Annotated in this window: 16 protein-coding genes; 4 read left to right on the top strand and 12 right to left on the bottom strand. The window is 64.2% G+C overall.

What is annotated here, in order from left to right:
- Nucleotides 1-185: 185 nt before the first annotated feature.
- The 3 genes from istB to ABIE00_RS01355 all read right to left on the bottom strand — a co-directional run bounded on the left by istB (nt 186) and on the right by ABIE00_RS01355 (nt 3,949).
- Nucleotides 186-971 (bottom strand): IS21-like element helper ATPase IstB, encoded by a 786-nt coding sequence (gene istB, locus ABIE00_RS01345; RefSeq protein ID WP_354255748.1) that lies wholly within the window; start codon nt 969-971, stop codon nt 186-188.
- On the bottom strand, nt 968-2,488 hold the full coding sequence (istA, locus tag ABIE00_RS01350) for an IS21 family transposase (protein ID WP_354255751.1): 1,521 nt from the start codon (nt 2,486-2,488) through the stop codon (nt 968-970). Before istA ends, istB begins: the two co-directional genes overlap by 4 nt.
- 750 nt (nt 2,489-3,238) lie before the next feature.
- Nucleotides 3,239-3,949: a GNAT family N-acetyltransferase gene (locus ABIE00_RS01355; protein ID WP_354255754.1), complete on the bottom strand. Its 711-nt coding sequence runs from the start codon at nt 3,947-3,949 to the stop codon at nt 3,239-3,241.
- Nucleotides 3,950-4,197: 248 nt separating this feature from the next.
- Between ABIE00_RS01355 and ABIE00_RS01360 the strand changes: the two genes are divergently transcribed.
- Nucleotides 4,198-5,427 (top strand): MFS transporter, encoded by a 1,230-nt coding sequence (locus tag ABIE00_RS01360; protein WP_354255757.1) that lies wholly within the window; start codon nt 4,198-4,200, stop codon nt 5,425-5,427.
- 110 nt (nt 5,428-5,537) lie between these two features.
- Here ABIE00_RS01360 and ABIE00_RS01365 read toward each other — a convergent pair whose 3' ends face one another.
- Nucleotides 5,538-5,927 carry a hypothetical protein gene (locus tag ABIE00_RS01365; protein ID WP_354255759.1) on the bottom strand — a complete coding sequence of 130 codons (390 nt, stop codon included), beginning with the start codon at nt 5,925-5,927 and terminating at the stop codon, nt 5,538-5,540.
- Nucleotides 5,928-6,188: 261 nt separating this feature from the next.
- Entirely contained in the window at nt 6,189-6,638 is a 450-nt protein-coding gene (locus ABIE00_RS01370; protein ID WP_354255762.1) for a QcrA and Rieske domain-containing protein, read from the bottom strand.
- 191 nt (nt 6,639-6,829) lie between these two features.
- Between ABIE00_RS01370 and ABIE00_RS01375 the strand changes: the two genes are divergently transcribed.
- Nucleotides 6,830-8,161, top strand: coding sequence for an alpha-amylase family glycosyl hydrolase (locus ABIE00_RS01375; RefSeq protein ID WP_354255765.1), 1,332 nt, complete (start codon nt 6,830-6,832; stop codon nt 8,159-8,161).
- 196 nt (nt 8,162-8,357) lie between these two features.
- The gene (locus ABIE00_RS01380; RefSeq protein WP_354255768.1) at nt 8,358-8,738 is read left to right on the top strand and encodes a hypothetical protein; all 381 of its coding nucleotides are present in this window, start codon (nt 8,358-8,360) and stop codon (nt 8,736-8,738) included.
- 817 nt (nt 8,739-9,555) lie between these two features.
- On the opposite strand, the gene ABIE00_RS01385 is transcribed toward ABIE00_RS01380, so the two are convergent.
- From ABIE00_RS01385 to ABIE00_RS01415, 7 genes are read right to left on the bottom strand one after another with little or no spacing between them, the layout of a single operon-like run.
- Nucleotides 9,556-10,080, bottom strand: coding sequence for a flavin reductase family protein (locus ABIE00_RS01385; RefSeq protein WP_354255771.1), 525 nt, complete (start codon nt 10,078-10,080; stop codon nt 9,556-9,558).
- Between the two features lies 1 nt (nt 10,081).
- Nucleotides 10,082-10,438 carry a cupin domain-containing protein gene (locus ABIE00_RS01390; RefSeq protein ID WP_331569366.1) on the bottom strand — a complete coding sequence of 119 codons (357 nt, stop codon included), beginning with the start codon at nt 10,436-10,438 and terminating at the stop codon, nt 10,082-10,084.
- Between the two features lie 2 nt (nt 10,439-10,440).
- A complete protein-coding gene (locus ABIE00_RS01395; protein WP_354255774.1) occupies nt 10,441-11,907 on the bottom strand; it encodes a 4-hydroxyphenylacetate 3-hydroxylase family protein in 1,467 nt (488 codons plus the stop codon).
- Nucleotides 11,904-12,587, bottom strand: a complete 684-nt coding sequence (locus ABIE00_RS01400; protein ID WP_354255777.1) for a DUF2848 family protein — start codon at nt 12,585-12,587, stop codon at nt 11,904-11,906. Before ABIE00_RS01400 ends, ABIE00_RS01395 begins: the two co-directional genes overlap by 4 nt.
- Nucleotides 12,588-12,603: 16 nt before the next feature.
- Nucleotides 12,604-13,398: a carbon-nitrogen family hydrolase gene (locus ABIE00_RS01405; protein WP_354255780.1), complete on the bottom strand. Its 795-nt coding sequence runs from the start codon at nt 13,396-13,398 to the stop codon at nt 12,604-12,606.
- Nucleotides 13,399-13,437: 39 nt separating this feature from the next.
- Nucleotides 13,438-14,097, bottom strand: coding sequence for a GntR family transcriptional regulator (locus tag ABIE00_RS01410; RefSeq protein WP_354255782.1), 660 nt, complete (start codon nt 14,095-14,097; stop codon nt 13,438-13,440).
- Nucleotides 14,094-15,455 (bottom strand): MFS transporter, encoded by a 1,362-nt coding sequence (locus tag ABIE00_RS01415; RefSeq protein ID WP_354255785.1) that lies wholly within the window; start codon nt 15,453-15,455, stop codon nt 14,094-14,096. Before ABIE00_RS01415 ends, ABIE00_RS01410 begins: the two co-directional genes overlap by 4 nt.
- 182 nt (nt 15,456-15,637) lie before the next feature.
- Here ABIE00_RS01415 and ABIE00_RS01420 point away from each other — a divergent pair, with 182 nt between their 5' ends.
- On the top strand, nt 15,638-17,107 hold the full coding sequence (locus tag ABIE00_RS01420; RefSeq protein ID WP_354255788.1) for an APC family permease: 1,470 nt from the start codon (nt 15,638-15,640) through the stop codon (nt 17,105-17,107).
- The last annotated feature ends 1 nt before the right edge of the window (nt 17,108 follow it).

The raw sequence follows: 17,108 nt of genomic DNA on the forward strand, positions 1-17,108 counted from the left end.
TCCTCACTAGAGGCAGGTGCGGGTCAAGAAACTTCTGGCACGTGTGTCGAGTGTCAACGGCCATTAGGAATTGCCCGTAGGCGGCCAGCATTTCTGCCCGCTGGTGGCCAGTAGAACTGCCCAGTGGTGGCCTGCTGGTTTGCCCGCTTTTGGGGTGGGGTTTGTGCTGGCCACCGGTTTGGGGGTTAGTTCAGTGGCATGACGCCCTTTCCGGCCAGGGCCTGGGTAAGGCGGATGGAATCGCCGGTTGTTTGGCAGACGTGGGCGTGGTGCAGGAGCCGGTCGACGGTCGCGGTGGCGAGGGTCTTGGGCATGAGCTCGTCAAAGCCTGCGGGGTGGAGATTCGAGGAGACCGCGACGGCCCGTTTTTCATAGGCTGCGTCGACGACCCGGTAGAGGCCTTCGGCGGCGTCGGTGGCCACGGCGAGGAGGCCGATGTCATCCACGACGACCAAATCTGCGCGGAGGATCCTGGCCACGGCCCGGGTGACGGTGTCGTCGGCCCGGTGTGAGCGGATGAGGGCGCCGAGGTCCTCGAGGGTGAACCACGCGACCCGCATCCCTTCTTCGACGGCCTGCTGGCCGAGGGCTTCGAGGAAGAAGGTCTTCCCGGTTCCGGAGGGCCCGCAGACGACGAGATTTTCTTTCCGGTGGATCCATTCCAGGGTGCGCAGGGCCTGCTGGGTCGGTGCCGGAATGGATGACGCGGCTTCGTCCCAGAGGGCGAAGGTCTTGCCGGTCGGGAACCCTGCGGCCTTACGCCGGGTGGCGAGCATCGACCGTGCCCGGCCCTTGGTTTCTTCGGCGAGCAGGGCTTTGATGACCTCGGCCGGTTCCCAGCGCTGGGCGCGGGCGGTGGCCAGGACGTCCGGGGCGATGGCGCGGGCGTGGGGCATTTTCAGTTGCCGCATGAGTGCTTCGAGGTCGGCGGGCAGGGCCGGGGCGGTGGTGTTCGCGGTCGTGATGCTCATCGGGTGCCCTCCCCGGCGCCGGTGGTGCCGAGGCCGGCCCAGCCGGCGGTGCCCTGGGTGAGGGACTTGTCCTCTGCGGCGGTGCGCAGCCCGGTGCGGGTTCCGCCGGCGTTCAGCAGGGACGCGAGGTCTCCGTGCGCGAAGCGGTGGTGGATCGCGGCGACGCCGAGGGCCTTATCGACCTCGTCGGTCCCGGCGATCTTCGCCAGCGCGACGGCCTCAGCCATCTTCACGTTGATCCGTTGCGCTCCGGCCGCGGCGGCCTCGAGCAGCCAGGTGCGCGCGCCGGCGCCGATGCCAAGGAATTCGGCTTCTGCCTTGGAGCGGGGCACGGGTTTGTAGTCGCCGGGCACCTTCTGTTGGTGGTCTGGGAAGTGGGCGTCCAGGATCGCGGGGGACCCCGGCCGGGCAAGTGCGTGGCGGGCGACTTCGACCGGCCCGCCGGTGCCGACGTGCACGATCACGACCTGCGCGTCCGGGCCGGTCCCGTGGAACCGGGCGAACACTTCGGCCCCGAGCAGATGGGCAGGCACGGAGTATTGGGCGTTTTCGAACGAGACCATGGGCGTGTTTTCCGGCACCCGGCGCCCAACCCCGTAGGCGAGGGTGTGGGCTGTGTCCGGGACGCGGTGCAGGGAGGAGGCTTCCTCGGCGAGCATGTCGACCGGGCGGCGGCGGGTGGTCCGGTGCTCGCGCATGTTGACCTGGTCCATGAACGCAGTGCAGGCTGCCTCGAGCTCAGTGAACGAGGCGTAGGCGTTTCGCAGGTTGGTGTCTTTGGGCACCAGGTCTGCCTTGGCGATCTTCACGGACGATTCGACGCCGCCTTTGGATGCCGGGTCCGCCGGTTGGCAGGTGAGCACCTCGACGGAGTAGTGCTTGGCGAACGCCAGGGTCTGCTGGTTCCTGACCGGCACGCCGGCCACATGCATGGTGGTGACGGTCTTCTCGTTGTCGGTCAGCACATACGTCGGCGCGCCGCCGAGCAGCCGGAATGACCGGTCCAGGGCGGTGAAAACGCTCGGCGCCGTCCGGTCACGCAGCGGGATCACGATGCGGAACCTGGACCAGGCCAGCCAGGCGACGAACAGGACAGTCTTGACTCCATCGATGACCGGTCCGTCGCCGAAATCGTACTGAAGCCAGGCGCCCGGCTCGGTGATCCAGGGACGGTGGACCCGCTTGTTCCCGCGCCGGTAAGCCTCTTTGACCTGGGAGACGGCGCGGCGGGTCGAGCGGTCCGAACCCTGGTAGCCCATGGCGGCGAGCTTGGCATGGACGACATCGGCGCGGATCCGTCCCTTGGACTTTTCGACCCATTCCTCGATCTTCGGCAGCCACGCATCGGTCACCCTGGGCCGGTCGGACACGGCCCCCGGTGCACGCCCGGCATCACGGGCCTGGACCAGTCGGTCGACAGTGTGGTGGGAACAACCTGACAGCTCGGCTGCACCGCGCAGCGACCTGGTCAGATCATAAGCAGCAAGAATTTTCACGGTTTCTAGGGCATCCTTCATTCAGGGCCTCTTCCTGTCAGCGGATTCGATTCGACACCGAAATCCAAACGGGAAGAGGCCCCCGCCGTCTCACGACACGGCGGGATAAGCGAACAATGCGGGCAAACCAAACGGCCATAACTGGGCAGAACTCATGGCCATATATGGGCAGCCCCGGTGGCCATCAGCGGGCAATTCCATGGCCATCTACGGGCAGTTTTTCATGGCCGCTAACAGTCGAGCTTTCCGAGCTGCTTACCGAGACGGTCTTGCTGGTGGGGCCGATGACCTCTTGGCACATATAGACGAGCGCCCCTTCGACTCCCCTTAATCCAGCGCCGATAATGTAGGTTCCGTCAAGCTGCCTCGCCGGGCAGACTCGTGCTTGCTGATCACGCGGCCGGAGCGGGTGGTGACTCCAATCCGTCCATAGTTGGGTCAATTCAGGTTATCCACGGCTGAAAATGGGAGCCGCTGGGGTAGCTCCCGGGCAGCAGTAGCAGTGGGTAACCTAAGAGAATTGTCCCCGGCTATCGGCGCGGGCGGATGTGACTCGGTCAACCGGATCGACTCCGATTGTTCCCAGGACCAGGCAGCGCTGTGTCAGGTTAGGGTGTAGCTCAATGAAACGGAAGGCGGCCGCACTGGCGAGTTCAATAGGGGTTGCAGGGCGTCCGTATGGCAGCGGGACGTTATGTTCGTGCGAGTTCATGTTGCGCTATTGCCTTAGGCATCATTTTGTTTCTGGGGGTTGAAACAGGCCCGGGTTGCCTATGCTGAGCGTATGTCCGACAGGGACCGCCTTTGGCTACCGTCCGCGTCGAAGTTCCCCGGTTCAAGCCATGCCCGGAAAGCGTTGCCAATCTCGGGCCATTCGTAGTCAATGATGGAGTACCACGCAGTATCGCGGTTACGCCCTTTGTAGACCAACGCCTGGCGGAAGATGCCCTCGAAAGTGAAGCCGAGTCGTTGTGCAGCTCTCCTGGACGGGCCGTTGAGACTGTCGCATTTCCACTCGTAGCGCCGGTAGCCGAGCCCTTCAAAGACGTAGGACATCAAGAGGAATTGCGCTTCGGTGGCCAGCGGAGTTTGCTTGAGCCGGGGTGAGAATGTCACGTACCCAACTTCGATGACCCCGTTGGTGGGATCCTGACGCATTAGGGCGAGCGTACCTACCGCTTTACCGCTGTTGAGGTCGATCACTGCGAAGTGCATGGGGTCATCCGCTTTTATAGCGGCCGCTACGTACGTCAGATAGTCCTCTTTGCGATTGAACGGGCCGACCGGCATGTATGTCCAGTCCCTGTCGTCAGCAGCGAGAGAGTAGGCGGTATACAGGTCTTCCGCGTGCCGGTCTGCGCTCAGTGGCTCCAGGCGGCAAAATTGCCCTTCGATAGCGACACGTCCGGGTGCGGGACGCGTTTTCCAATCGGGCATGGGCTGACCGATTGGCTGCGCATATTCGTTCATTTGCGTAGACATGTTTCTCCTGATTCCTGACAACGGTGCTGTTGTATAAGCGAACCCCTTTTGACCGGAGCTGCATGGAGGGCCTTCCAGCAGTCGCCGTCGTTGGGACCATCGTCCTGGTGAGCTACTTGGCTCCCACATGGGTTTTACTAGGGTAAGTTGTCGGCAAAGTGAATGCTTAGCCAGAGCCTGCTCCCGTTGGCAATGGGAGCGGAGGGGGCGTGAAGGCTCCTGGTTCCCGAAGGAGATAAGAACGCACGATGCCCGCTGCTCCTCGAAACGCGCCGGACCGCACCGCCAGCATCGGCTTCGCCTTCATTGGCGTTCTGCTCATTGCCGTAAACCTTCGGGTGTCGTTTGTCAGCGTGGGGCCGGTCCTCGCGAACATCAGCAGCGACCTGGGCCTGTCCGGCGCAGCAGCAGGATTTCTCACAGGTCTTCCACTCGTTGCTTTCGCCGTGTTCTCACCCGTGGCGCCCCGTTTCGCTGCACGCCTGGGCTTGGACCGCACGCTGTGGGTGTCCCTGTTGATCCTCGCCTTGGGCATCGTGGCCCGATCCCTGCCCATGCCGGGCTTCATTTGGGCGGGCACAGCACTGATCGGCCTGGCTATCGCGTTTCTCAATGTCCTCGTCCCCTCGCTCGTGAAGCGTGACTTTCCAACGAGGGTCAGCCGGGTCACCGGAAGCTATACGGCCACCCAGGCTGCCTTTGCATCAGTTGGGGCCGCCGTCGTGGTTCCCGTTGCGCAAACGTCCCCGGCAGGATGGCGGCTTGCGCTCGGAATCTGGGTGGGTCTGGCCCTCATCGCCATGGCCGTACTCATGCCTTGGCTGCGCCGGCACAGGACAGGCACCATGCGTGGCACCGCGACGGATACCTCCTACCGGTCGCCGTGGGCCTCAGCCTTGGGCTGGCAGGTGACGATCTTCATGGGACTGCAATCGATCGCCTTCTACGTCCTGATGGCATGGCTTCCAACCATCGAGCAGAGCCGCGGGGTGCCCGCCAGCACCGCTGGTATCCACCTCTCCGTTTTCCTGCTCATCAGCGTCTTTGCCAGCCTTGCCACAGGGGGCATCCTTCACCGGGGTTCGGACCAGCGGATCGTATCCTTCACGAGTGCTGCGCTCACGTTCCTAACGTTCCTGGGGCTCGCACTCGCGCCAGACCTCGTATTGCTGTGGGTCCTACTGGGGGCAATCGGATGCGGGAGCCTCATTGTCATCGCCCTGTCTCTCTTCAGCCTCCGAACCGTGAACTACGCGCAGGCAGCGTCGCTATCAGGCATGGCGCAATCCGTAGGTTACGGACTGGGCGCAGCGGGCCCAGTCATTTTCGGTGGTCTTCGCGACCTGAGCGGAGACTGGGCACCTCCGCTGTTCCTCACCGCCGGCGTTATGGCGATCCTCGCCGTGACAGGCCTGCTCGCCGGACGGGACAAGGTAATCAGCAGCTCATCAGGATCTCATTCGGCTTCCCAAATCTGAAGTTGATTCGCTACCTATGGGACATTCTTGGCACGCAGCTGGTAGCCGTCCCCTTCGGTTCTAAAAAAAGCCGATAGGGCACTTTTCGTAAAGCTGGGACTGAGAGGGGCTTATTGGGGCGGCAAGTGAACATATCCCCAGAGGTCCTCCGACACCCTGAAAAGCCGTGCGCCAATCTCGTCAAGGTCTTTTGCGCCGTGGAAAGCGGCCTCCACCTGCGGTTGCTGTCCGGCGGCAGCGGGTCCGTTTTTTCGCCGACTATTGTAGAAAGCCATCTTGCCTTCGAACATGGAGTCTCCCACAGTCGCGTGCAGGATCTTATTGCGTTGCTCTAAGGCCGCTTTCGCTTCCGCAAGCAAGGCCAAGGCCTCCGCCCTGTCCTGGTCGCTGACAGTCTTTGATTCAGACACCAGTTTCTTTGCAAGCTGGATCATCGATGATGCGCTCATGTTGGCAGTAACGGCATAGCCAATTTCAAAGTCGCTGTTGATCAGCGGCATGGGAGCTTGGCCCCAGCAAGAGGGCGATAAGGTCCGAAGCCCGAACAGGGATTAGTGCTTTTCCGTATTTGCGGTGGACAGCTTGTTTGCTCATGCCAAGGCGCAGCGCGCTGGCCTCCCATGATCAGCTGGTATGCCGGGCCGTGGCGGACTAAAGACGACCGAAGCTGCCGACGCCCTCAGGCGCATCTGGGGTTAGAGTCTCAGAGAGCAGACCTAAGGTCGAAGCGGGGCGCCACGTTCCCCTCGGGGCCCACATTGTCAGGCGATGACCGTGATCCAGTCCCCGTCGATTGCGGCGGTGAGAGGCATGAGAGGGCGGCGCGCCGGCCCGGTGATGACGCTGCCGTCCGATCCCTTGAATGCGGAGCCGTGACAGGGACATTCGAAATTCATACCGGCAGGCGCCACCGCGCAACCGGCGTGTGTGCACGTTGCGTCATAAGCCACGACCGTACGGTCTTCAGGTCTGAAGACAACGACGGTCCTTCCATTGGCTTTCCCGGTGGCAGTGTCGCCTACGTTAACCTCGCTCAGCCTCCCGATCCGGAAGGGACGGCCGGGCGGCGCTGAAGCGCCGGGAGCCTCCGGGACGGTGGCGCTGCCCGCGGGTGAGACCGAGCAGGCGGACAGGGCCAGGGCGCCGCCCGCCGTAGTGGCAGCCGTACCGAGCAACAGACAACGTCTAGGCAGGGGTTTTCCGGACTTCATCGAGCTATCGTGTCATCTCCGCCAAAAGTTTGCTGCACCCCCTGAAAATTCTGCACGCTGAGGCGTGCGCCGGGTGAGGCAGGGGAGCGGAACTCCGACCACCTCAACGCGTCGCTGGTGGCCAGGGTAACGGGATGCCGCCCCATGGTTCCCGGTAGGTTGGGGGCTTATAGACGAAAGGTGGGTCATCAATGACAGAGCCCGCGTGGGTCCAGCATGCGATCTGGTGGCACGTGTATCCCCTGGGTTTCACGGGTGCGGAACCAGCCCTCACTGCCGGACAGCCGACGCTGCACCGGCTCCCCAAACTTCACGCCTGGCTTGACTACGCCGTGGAACTCGGGGCGTCGGGTCTGGCCCTCGGCCCGGTATTCGCCTCAGAAACGCATGGGTATGACACCACGGATTATTTCCGCATCGATCCCCGGCTCGGCGATGACAAAGACTTTGACGAACTGATCGGGCAGGCGCAAGCGCGGGGACTGAAGGTTCTGCTCGACGGCGTTTTCAACCACGTCGGCCGCGGCTTCGGCCCATTCCAACAGGTGCTGGTCGAAGGCCCTGACGCACCCACTGCTGCATGGTTCCGGTTGACCTGGCCGAAGACCGAATGGAAGCTAGGGAGCGAGCCCGACTATAAGGATTTCGAGGGACACCGTCACCTCGTCGCACTGAACCATGACGAACCCCAAGTGTCCGGGTTCGTTGCCGATGTGATGAAGCATTGGTTGGGGCGCGGAGCCGACGGCTGGCGTCTGGACGCCGCCTACGCCGTACCGCCAACCTTCTGGAAGGCAGTGCTGGACGATGTCCGCCGCGAGTACCCGCAGGCATACTTCGTGGGCGAGTTCATTCACGGCGACTATGCACGGGCAGTGGACGCAGGGGCATTGGACGCGGTCACCCAGTATGAATTGTGGAAGGCCATTTGGAGCTCCCTTAATGACGCCAACTTCTACGAACTCGCGGCCGCCCTGGAACGGCACAACGGCTTTCTTGAGACGTTTGCGCCTCTGACCTTCGTGGGTAACCATGACGTCACCCGCCTTGCCAGCAAGCTGAAGAACCCGGACCAGCTTCCGCTCGCGCTGGCGGTACTCCTGACCGTTGGCGGAACGCCGTCCATCTACTACGGCGACGAGCAGGCCTTCCGCGGCCTCAAGGAGGACCGGGCCGGGGGAGACGACGCGGTGCGGCCCGCATTCCCTGCCGGGCCCGCTGAGCTGGCGCGGGTCGGCCACCCGGTCTACCACCTTCACCAGGAACTGATCGGCCTGCGCCGCAGGCACCCGTGGCTGCACAACGCGCGCACGAAGGTGACGACACTCAGCAACGACCACCTCGTGTACGAGGCGAGCAGCGACGGCGCCGGCATCACGGTCGCCCTGAACCTGTCGGGCATGGCCGCGCAACTACCCGTGCCGTCATCGTCCCGCACCCTGCTCGCAGGCCGGGGAACAAGGATGCAGAACAGCAATGCAGCCAGCATCCCCGGCTACGGCTGGGCCGTGTTCGGGCCCTAGCCGTATCCGGCGGGGTTGTCCATTGGCTTCTTGGGGAATGATGCCGTCCTGGAGAACCTGAGGTTCAACCGGCGCCCATGGGAAAGCAATGACGCTGACAACCCGCGTGTTGTACCCGGAGCCAGGGCGGTAGTGTGAAGCGCATGGAGATGCGTCTGGAAGCTACGCAGCTGCACCGTAGCGAAGGCAGCCCCCAGTGACTGAACAGTCCCGTCTGGCCTACCACGCGGCTGCGAGGCTGTCACGGGCGGCACGGGACCTTATGCAGAACGCCGATTTCCTGGACCGCCCCGCCGACAGCTACGCGATCCTGGGCAATGTCCTGGACACGATGCGTTCCCTCGAGGCGTCCCTGGCCCAGCTGGCAGAGTGGCACCGCGCAGCGGAGGCCGGCAGGCATTTCGACGGGGACCACGACGACAGCACCATAGGCATTATGACGACGGTCGAAGAGCTGGATCTTGCTGTACAGCAGGCCGAGGGGCTGCAAGAGACTATCAGCCGGGCCTACGGCGCCAACGCCGTCGTCCGGTGGTTTGAAGAAGTGGACCCGTCGGACGAAGACGTCCAAGACTAAAGCCCTGCGGGCTACCGAGCGAATTGGAACCGGCCGTAGCGTCAGGCCATGCACGATTCTCGCCTCTATTGAGGGTCCAAGCAGCAAAATGCCGCCGGCAGCGGCTGAACCCAGCATGTCCACCGGAACCGGCGCGCCCGTACTGGAGGCTGTGAACAACTGCCTTCCGGACATCCACAGGAAACCAGAACGCCCGGGAGTGTCGACCGGCGCTCCGGCCACGAGGTCCGCCAGCCTGAGTGCCCACAGCCAGCGGCACGGAGACCGGGCGAAGCGTGCAGGCGGCAGCTGCCTCGAACCACGGCGGCTCTAAACTGCCGAGCCGATGGTGCGTAGGCCTGCTGTGGGATGGTTCCACTCCCAGGAAACCTGTCAGCATTTGCTGATGCTTCCTAAATTTTCAGGAGCTCGGCACGCCCCTTGCGCCCGTTCACTAACGGAGGAGGAACACCCCAGCTGAACTGCAGCCGGACCAGTTCTGGCGGCTGTTTCGGTCCCATTCCCAAACGCCGATAACCGCGGTTCCGACATGCTCAGCCCCGATTGCCGACGGAGAGGACTCGCTGGACCGCTGCCCCGGGTTGACAGAACGGCGGTTATCGGTGTCCGCGCTCTTGAGGCGAAAGTGGGCTCCCAGATGCCCAGATAGCTATTGGGCCATGGCCGCATCTGCGGTTGTTCAGCGACCTGTTCGGCAGATTCCTCGTGTCCCCGGGCGATTCCGGCGCTGGGCCTGCACCCCGGGCCTGGACCCGTCCCCGCTGTTCCCGAATGGGACAGCAGGGACGGCCCGGAGGTTGTTGCCAGAGCTTTTGTCTTAGAACGTCCAGGGCATGGCGTCGTGGTTGAAGTCGCGGAACGAGCCGAACTTTCCAGCGTTGAATGCCAGCCCATCGCCGTCGCGGTCGCGGCACGCCATGACTTTGCCGAAGAACACCTGGTGGTCACCGATGTCGTACCGGTGGACCACTTTGCACTCTGCCTGAGACAGCGCACCAGTGATGACGGACAGGCCGCCCTCGGTGGTGTCGAACTCGCCGGCTTCAAAGCGTGCTCCGCCTCGCTGGGCGAACTGCCGGGCCACGGCTTCCTGCTTGGCACCGAGGATCGAGATCGCGAACTTCCCGCTGGCCAGCACCGCGTCGCCGGTGCGGGTGTTGAAGTTCAGCGAGATCATCAGGATCGGCGGGTCCAGGCTGATGGAGGTGAGTGAGTTGATGGTCATGCCGTACTGCTCGCCGCTGTGCTCCGTGGTTACCACCGCGACTCCGGTGAGGAACCTGCCCATCGTCCGGCGCATGGCCAATCCGTCGGGCTCAGTAAAGACTGCTGGAGTAGCCATGTCAGTTCTTTCCGTCCTGGTAGTAGCGCACTTCGAACATCTTGGCTCCGCCTTCAGAAACCCACGGGCCGTGCTCCATGCCCGGCGGACGGGTTGCCCAGTCACCGGCGCGGAAGGTCCTGCCCAGGCGCTGGTCGGTGAAGGAGCCTTCGAAAATAAAGACCTCTTCCCAGAAGTCGTGGGTCAGCGCACCGTTGGGGGAGGTGTCGGTGCCCGGTTCGAACTTGAGGATCCGGGTGACGGAATCGTTCGAGTCGTCTCGGGCCAGGATGGCCTCGGAGAGACCCTCAATGTGCGGCACGCACGGCGCGAACTCCACCGACGAGGTGGGCGTGAATTCAAATTCCGGCTTGGCCATGACTAGTTCTCCTCCTTGCGTCCGTCAACGCCGTAGCTGGCCAGGAACTCGTCGAGCTCCGCGACCTGCGCTTCGTAGCCGTAATTCCGGTAGGTGTACACGCCCTTGACGACGAACGGGGCGCCGGCGTAGAAGAGTTCGTACTGCTGGTGGCGTCCGGCAAATTCGGAGCCGATGATGTCCCAGGCCAGCCGGAAGAGCTTGATGCGCTCCTCGCTCGATACGCCCGGTGAGGTGATGTAGCGTTCGACGTCGGCAGCGGTCACGGGGCTCTTCATGTCCACCACGCTGGAGGGCAGCTGCAGGACGCCGCCGCCGACCAGGTCACGCAGGATCGCAATGACTCGCGGGTACGTTTCGGACTGCAGGCCCATGACCCCGTAGAGGGCGCGCTTGCCCGGGACCAGCATTCCGGAGGAATCGGCCTCAGCCGTGTACTCTGCGGCGATTAGGGCGGACTCGACCGAGGCGACCAGCGCGGCGAGTTCGCCGAGCTTTTCCTGCACGCCGGGGATCCTGTCGGTGCCATTGACCTGGGTGATTTTGCGTGCGACCGCGGCGATGAATTGAAGTTTGGTGGTGAACCGGGTTTGGGCCTGCCAGTTGCCCAGGGCGTGGGCGCCGGTTTCGAAGAACTGGCGGCGCAGGGTCTCGACGTTGCGGTCGATGAAGATGCGGTCCCAGGGAACCAGGACGTCTTCGAAGATGACCAGGGCGTCGGGTTCGTCGTAGTGGCTGGTCAGCGGGTAGTCGAATTCGCTGGTGGCTGCCGGGGCGAACGGGCGGCGGCACAGGAATTTGAGGCCTTCGGTGGCTGCGGGCAGCGCGAAGCTGATGGCGAAGTCAACATCATCGGGGCCGAGCGGCTTGATGCAGGTGACGAAGACTTCGTCGGCGATGGCGCCGCCGGTGGCGAGCATTTGCGAGCCGCGGACGATCAGGCCCTCATCGGTTTCCTTAACGACGCCGACCTGTAGGAAGTCGCCTTCCCAGCCGGACGCCGTCGTTGCCCGGGAGACCTGTGGCGGGATGATCGCGTAGGAAACGTAGAGGTTCTCGCGCAGGATCCGCTCGTAGTAGCGGCGGATGTTGCCGGAGAAGTCGCGCTCGGAGTTCTCGAAGACCTCGGCGTGTGCGCCGAAGGCGGCGAAGAAGGTGCCGACGTGGTCCGGGCTGCGGCCCACCCAGCCGTGGGTGTGCTTGGCCCAGCGCTCCACGGCCTGGCGGCGCAGCTTGAGTTCCTCCGCGGTGCGCGGGATGCTGAAAACGCGGTTGGCGGTGCCGTTGATTTCTTCACTGTGATACTGCATGCCGTTCGCGGGGTCTGCGGCGATGTCGAAGAGTTCGGCGATGGTGCGGATGACGTTGCCGAATGCGGGGTGTTCGGCGACGTTGTCGACGGCTTCCCCGTCAATCAGCACGGTGCGCCCGTCGTTGAGCGTCTTGATGTATTCGTCTCCGGTCCTCATGACTGGTGTCCTTTCGTAATGGTGTACGTGTGGTCGATGGTGGTGCCGTCGGGGAAGGTAAGTTCGATCCGCCATTCGCGGCCGTAGATGAAGTCGCCGCCGATGACGGGCAGGGTCCCGCCGAGGCAGACAAAGTCCCGTTCCCCAATGGGATTCCGCTCGAGGAGCAGTTCGATGACGTTCGCCGGTGTCCGCAACCCGTCCAGGGTGCCGTCCTGGTACAGGCGCCCGTCCACCCAGCTGCGCGCCCGGCAGTCATCAAGCGAGAGCTCCTGCAGGTCCGGCACCGGGATGACGGTTCCGGCCACGGGCTTGGGGCACGCCCGCTTCGACTCGCCGATGTCCCGGGTTTCGATGTGGCGGTCCGTGTGGTCGGAGGCGATGCCGAAGTAGTAGCGTCCGTCGTGCCGGATATAGAGGGGTTCGATTTCGCCCGAGGTCTTCTCGCCTGCGGCGCTGAGCTCCGCGGCGGAGGTTACGGTGCTGCTGTCCACGGGATAGAACATTGGCACCTCAGGCGGCGGGGCGACGCCGATGGCGGCGAGTTCGTCGATGTGGTGCTGGACCGCGGCGGCGTCACGGCCGGTGTAGCCGGCGACGACGGCGTAGAAGTCGGTGAGTTCGATCGTCTCGCCGGTGCCGGCGACGGTGAATGTCAGGGTTTCCGTACTGGTCTTCATAAGGTTGCTTTCTTGGTCAGCGGGCCAGGCCCGAGTAGTCGGCGAGTCTGTCGGTGATGACCGGGAACTCGCGGCGGGTGGTTTGGACAAGAGCGGGATCGATGGTGACGCGAAGGATCTCCTCGTCCGTTCCGGCCTCTGCGAGGAGGCGTCCGGCCGGATCCACGACGCGGCTGCTGCCGGCAAGTTCGATGCCCTCCTGGACGCCTGCGGCGTTGCAGGCGAGGACGAAGACCTGGTGCTCGACGGCACGGGCTGAGGTCAGCAGTTGCCAGTGCTCACGCCGGGCGGCCGGCCACGCGGCGGGCACGATGACGATCTCGGCGCCGCGGACGCTCAGTTCGGACCAGAGGCCCGGAAAGCGCAGGTCATAACAGGTGGTGCCGGCGATCTGCCCGAACGGGGTGGGTGCGACCGGCAGGGCTGTTCCCGCGGTGAGGAGTTCGGCCTCAAGGGACTTGTAGCCGAAGACGTGCAGCTTGGAATACCGGTGGGCGACGTTTCCCTGCGGGTCCACCAGGAAGGATGTGTTACGCAGCGTATCGCCAGCGGTCCGCTCGACGATGCTGCCGAGGTGGACGTAGGTTCCGAGAGCCTTGGCCACAGCTTTGCACATGCGCATGGTGGGCCCGTCGTCCGTTTCGGACAGTGCGGGGTACTGGTCGAAATGGAAGTAGCCGGCGCTCCAGAGCTCAGGGAGGACGATGAGGTCCGCCCCTTCCTGTTGGCGCAGCACTGTTTCGGCGCGTTCGATGCGCCGTGGCTGGGTCTCGTTGTCCGGGCTGGAGAACTGGATGAGTGCTATGTCCATGGATGCTCCTTCGTGTGGGGCAGTGTAGGGAAAGGTGGTTCAGTCATGCCCTGCGTGGGCGGGCATTGCCTTGAGGGCGGTGAGGGTGGAGCTCAGGTGGCTGCGTACTGCGGCGGAGGCGGCCTCGGAGTCCCGGCTGCCGATGGCCTCCACGATGGCCCGGTGTTCGGTCACAACGTGGTCGGATCGGCCCTGCCGGTCCTGGATGGCTTTGACGCCCATGCGCTGTTGCTTGATCCGCTGGGAGTCGTAGAGTTCCTCGAGCGCGGGGTTGCCGGCGGCGCGGATGATGTGTTTGTGGAAGCGGATGTCGCATTCGATGAATGCCACGGGGTCAGCGAGGCTTGCTTCCTGGGCCCGCAGCAAACGATCCAGCTCCGGGCCCCTCCGGCCGGCCGCCGTGACCTTGCGGACTGCCCAGTCTTCGATGACGTGCCGCACTTCCATCATGTTCTCGATGTCCTGGGCCGTCAGTGCCGGAACGAACGCACCCTTCTGCGGGACCCGGCGGATGAGCCGGGCGGCCTCGAGGCGAAGCAGGGCGTCGCGGACGGGGGTGCGTGACACGCCTGCGGCCCGGGCGATCGCATTCTCGGTCAGGAAGGCGTCCTGGTCCCAGGGATGGGACGAGATTTCACGGCGCAGCCATTGATAGGCGGTCTCGGCAGCTGTCGGACTCTGGGTGTGGGAGAGACTCACCGGAGCGCCCTTTGTGCAGTCTTTGCGTCCAGGTCGCTCAGCTTCAGGTCCTTGGTTTCCTTCGCGAAGGAAACCGAGACGATCGAGATGGCGCCCATGAGCACGAGATAGAGGGCGATCGCCTGACCCGAGCCGAACGCCTGGTACAGGGCCAGGGCGATGATGGGGGAGAGGGAACCGGCGATCAGGGAGGCGATGTTGTACGCGACGGACGTTCCGCTGTAGCGGACCTTGGTAGGGAACAGTTCCGAGAAGAACGCGCCGATTACCGAACTGTAGGCGGCGAAGATCAGCAGGCCGCCGACGGCGGCGAGGGTGATCATGACCGGCTGGCGGGTATCCAGCAGGGCGAAGAAGGCGAATCCCCAGATCACCGTCGCGGCCGAGGCAGCGATCATGATGGGCTTGCGGCCGATACGGTCCGCGAAGACCGCCAGCAGCGGAATGGTTACGACCGCCACGCCCTGTCCGGTCATGACGGCGGTCAGGCCGGTCTGGCGGTCCAGCTTCAGGATCTCGGTGACGTAGGTGATCAGGAACAGCGAATAGATGTAGAAGCCGGCGTTCTCACCCATCCGGGCGCCGGCGGCGATGAGTATTTCCTTCCAGTTGCCGCGGAAGAGCTCGGCCAGCGGGAGCCTGGCCTGCTTGGCGTGCTCGGCGTCGGCCTTCGCCTGGGACGCAAGGAACAGCGGTGTTTCCTGGACGTAGAGGCGCAGGATGAGCCCGATGATCACGAGCAGGGCCGAGAGGCCGAAGGCGATCCGCCAGCCCCAGGTCAGGAAATCCGCCGGGGGCATGACTGCCGACAGGACAGCAAGGACACCGGCTGCCATCAGGTTGCCCAGGGGCGGGCCGACGTTCGGCCACGATGCCCAAAAGGCACGCTTGGTGCTGTCGTCGTTGTACTCGGAGACGAGCAGGACCGCCCCGCCCCATTCCCCACCCAGGGCGAAGCCCTGGACGAGGCGAAGGAGTAGCAGGATCAGAGGTGCGGCGACGCCGATGGAGGCATACGGGGGAATGAATGCGATGAGCGCGGTGGCGATGCCCATCAGGAGCAGGCTTGCCACCAGGGTGGATTTGCGTCCGTGCCTGTCGCCGAGGTGGCCGAGGACGATCGCGCCCAGGGGGCGGGCAACGAAGCCTGCTGCGAAGGTGCCCAGGGCCAGCATGGTGCCAACAAACGGATCTGCGCTGGGAAAAAACAGTTTGTTGAAGACGAGGGCTGCTGCCGTGCCGTAGAGGAAGAAGTCGTACCACTCCACGGCGGTGCCGGCGAGGCTGGAGGCGGCAACTGCTGGAAGCGAGGTGTGCTGGCGGCGCACCGTTCGCTCCTGTTGGGAAACATTGCTCATGGGATTCCTTTGGGGTACAGGGACTGGGCCTGCCGCGCAGCATCACGCAAGCGGCCATCCGCCGGTTCCTCGGAACCGGCACCGGCTGAAGGGGCTCACAAACCAGGCGTCGACGGGATGTATACCGGGTCGTGGTTGGCCCGGCCTTGACGGGTCATGTGAGCTGCGTCAACAATAAGTGAATGGCTTTCACTAATCAAGCGGCAACGGAGCCGCCCACAAAAATCACCCCCCGGGCTGGGCTGAAGAAGAACGCAATCGGCACCCGCGACATTGTGTTCATGCTGGTCTCAGCGACCGCCCCGCTGACCATCGTCGTCGGGATCGCACCGCTCGCCCTCGCGGTGGGCGGGGTCGGCGCCCCGGTCATCTACCTCGCCGCGGCGGCCGGTCTGGCGCTCTTCGCCATCGGCTTCATGGCGCTTACCCGTCACATCCAGTCCTACAGCGGCTTCTACGGCTACATCACCAAGTCACTGGGGCGCGTCATCGGCCTTGGCTCCGGCCTCACCGCCTGGATGAGTTACAACGGCATCCAAGTCGGCCTCTACGGCCTCCTGGGCATCCAAGCGAACCTCGCGGTGAAATCCTTCACCGGCATCGAGCTGCCCTGGTGGCTCTACGCCGCCACCGCGATCGGCGCCGTCTGGTACCTGGGCTGGCGCGGAATCGACGTCGGCGCCAAGGTCCTGGCCGTCCTGCTGACCCTGGAAACAGCCATCGTGGCCCTGGTCGCGGCCTTCGTCCTGGCCCAAGGTGGCGCGCATGGCATCGGCTTGGACTCCTTCAGCCCCGAAGCGGTCTTCTCCCCGCAGTTCGCCGCAGTCCTCGGCCTTGGCTTCTCCGCCTTCATGGGCTTCGAATCCGGGGCACTCTACCGGGAAGAAGCCCGCGACCCCGACCGCAGCGTCCCCCGCGCGACCTACATCGCCATCGGTTTCATCGGAGCGTTTTACGCTTTCGCCGTGTGGGTGATTGTCCAGGCGTTCGGGCCCGACACCGTCCAGGACTTCGCGGCAGGGCACCTGGATGCCGGCGACACCGCTTACCTCATGGCCGGGCAGTTCGCCGGGGAATGGTGCGTGAACCTCATGAGTGTGCTCATCGTGACCAGCATCTTCGCCTCCCAGCTGTCGTTCCACAACACCATCAACCGTTACAGCCTTTCCCTCAGCCGCGAGGGCATCTTCCCCAGGCGCTCCGGCCGGATCAGCCCCCGCTACAACACCCCCTCCGTCGCCGGAGTCGAACAGACCCTGCTCGCGCTGGTCCTCGTGGCCGGAGCGGCCCTGCTGCGGCTTGATCCCTTCACGCAGTTCCTGATCTGGACCAACACCCCCGGAGTCGTGGGGATCCTGCTCCTGCAGACACTTACCGGGGTGGGCGTGGTGGTCTTCTTCGCCCGCCGTACGGGCCACGGCCTGCGCTGGTACGTCATCCCCTCCGCGGTGACCGCCAGCCTGATCATGTGTGCCGTGATCTACCTGATGGTAGACAACGCTGAACTGATCACCGGGCTGCCTGACGGGGACCCGATCAACACCGCCCTGCTGGTCATCGCACCGCTGGTCTTCGCCGCGGGAGGCACTGCCGCCATCATCCTGCGCCGCATCAACCGTCCCGCGTACGACCGGATCGGCCACGCCGAATGAA

Source organism: Arthrobacter sp. OAP107 (assembly GCF_040546765.1).
Classification (GTDB): domain Bacteria; phylum Actinomycetota; class Actinomycetes; order Actinomycetales; family Micrococcaceae; genus Arthrobacter.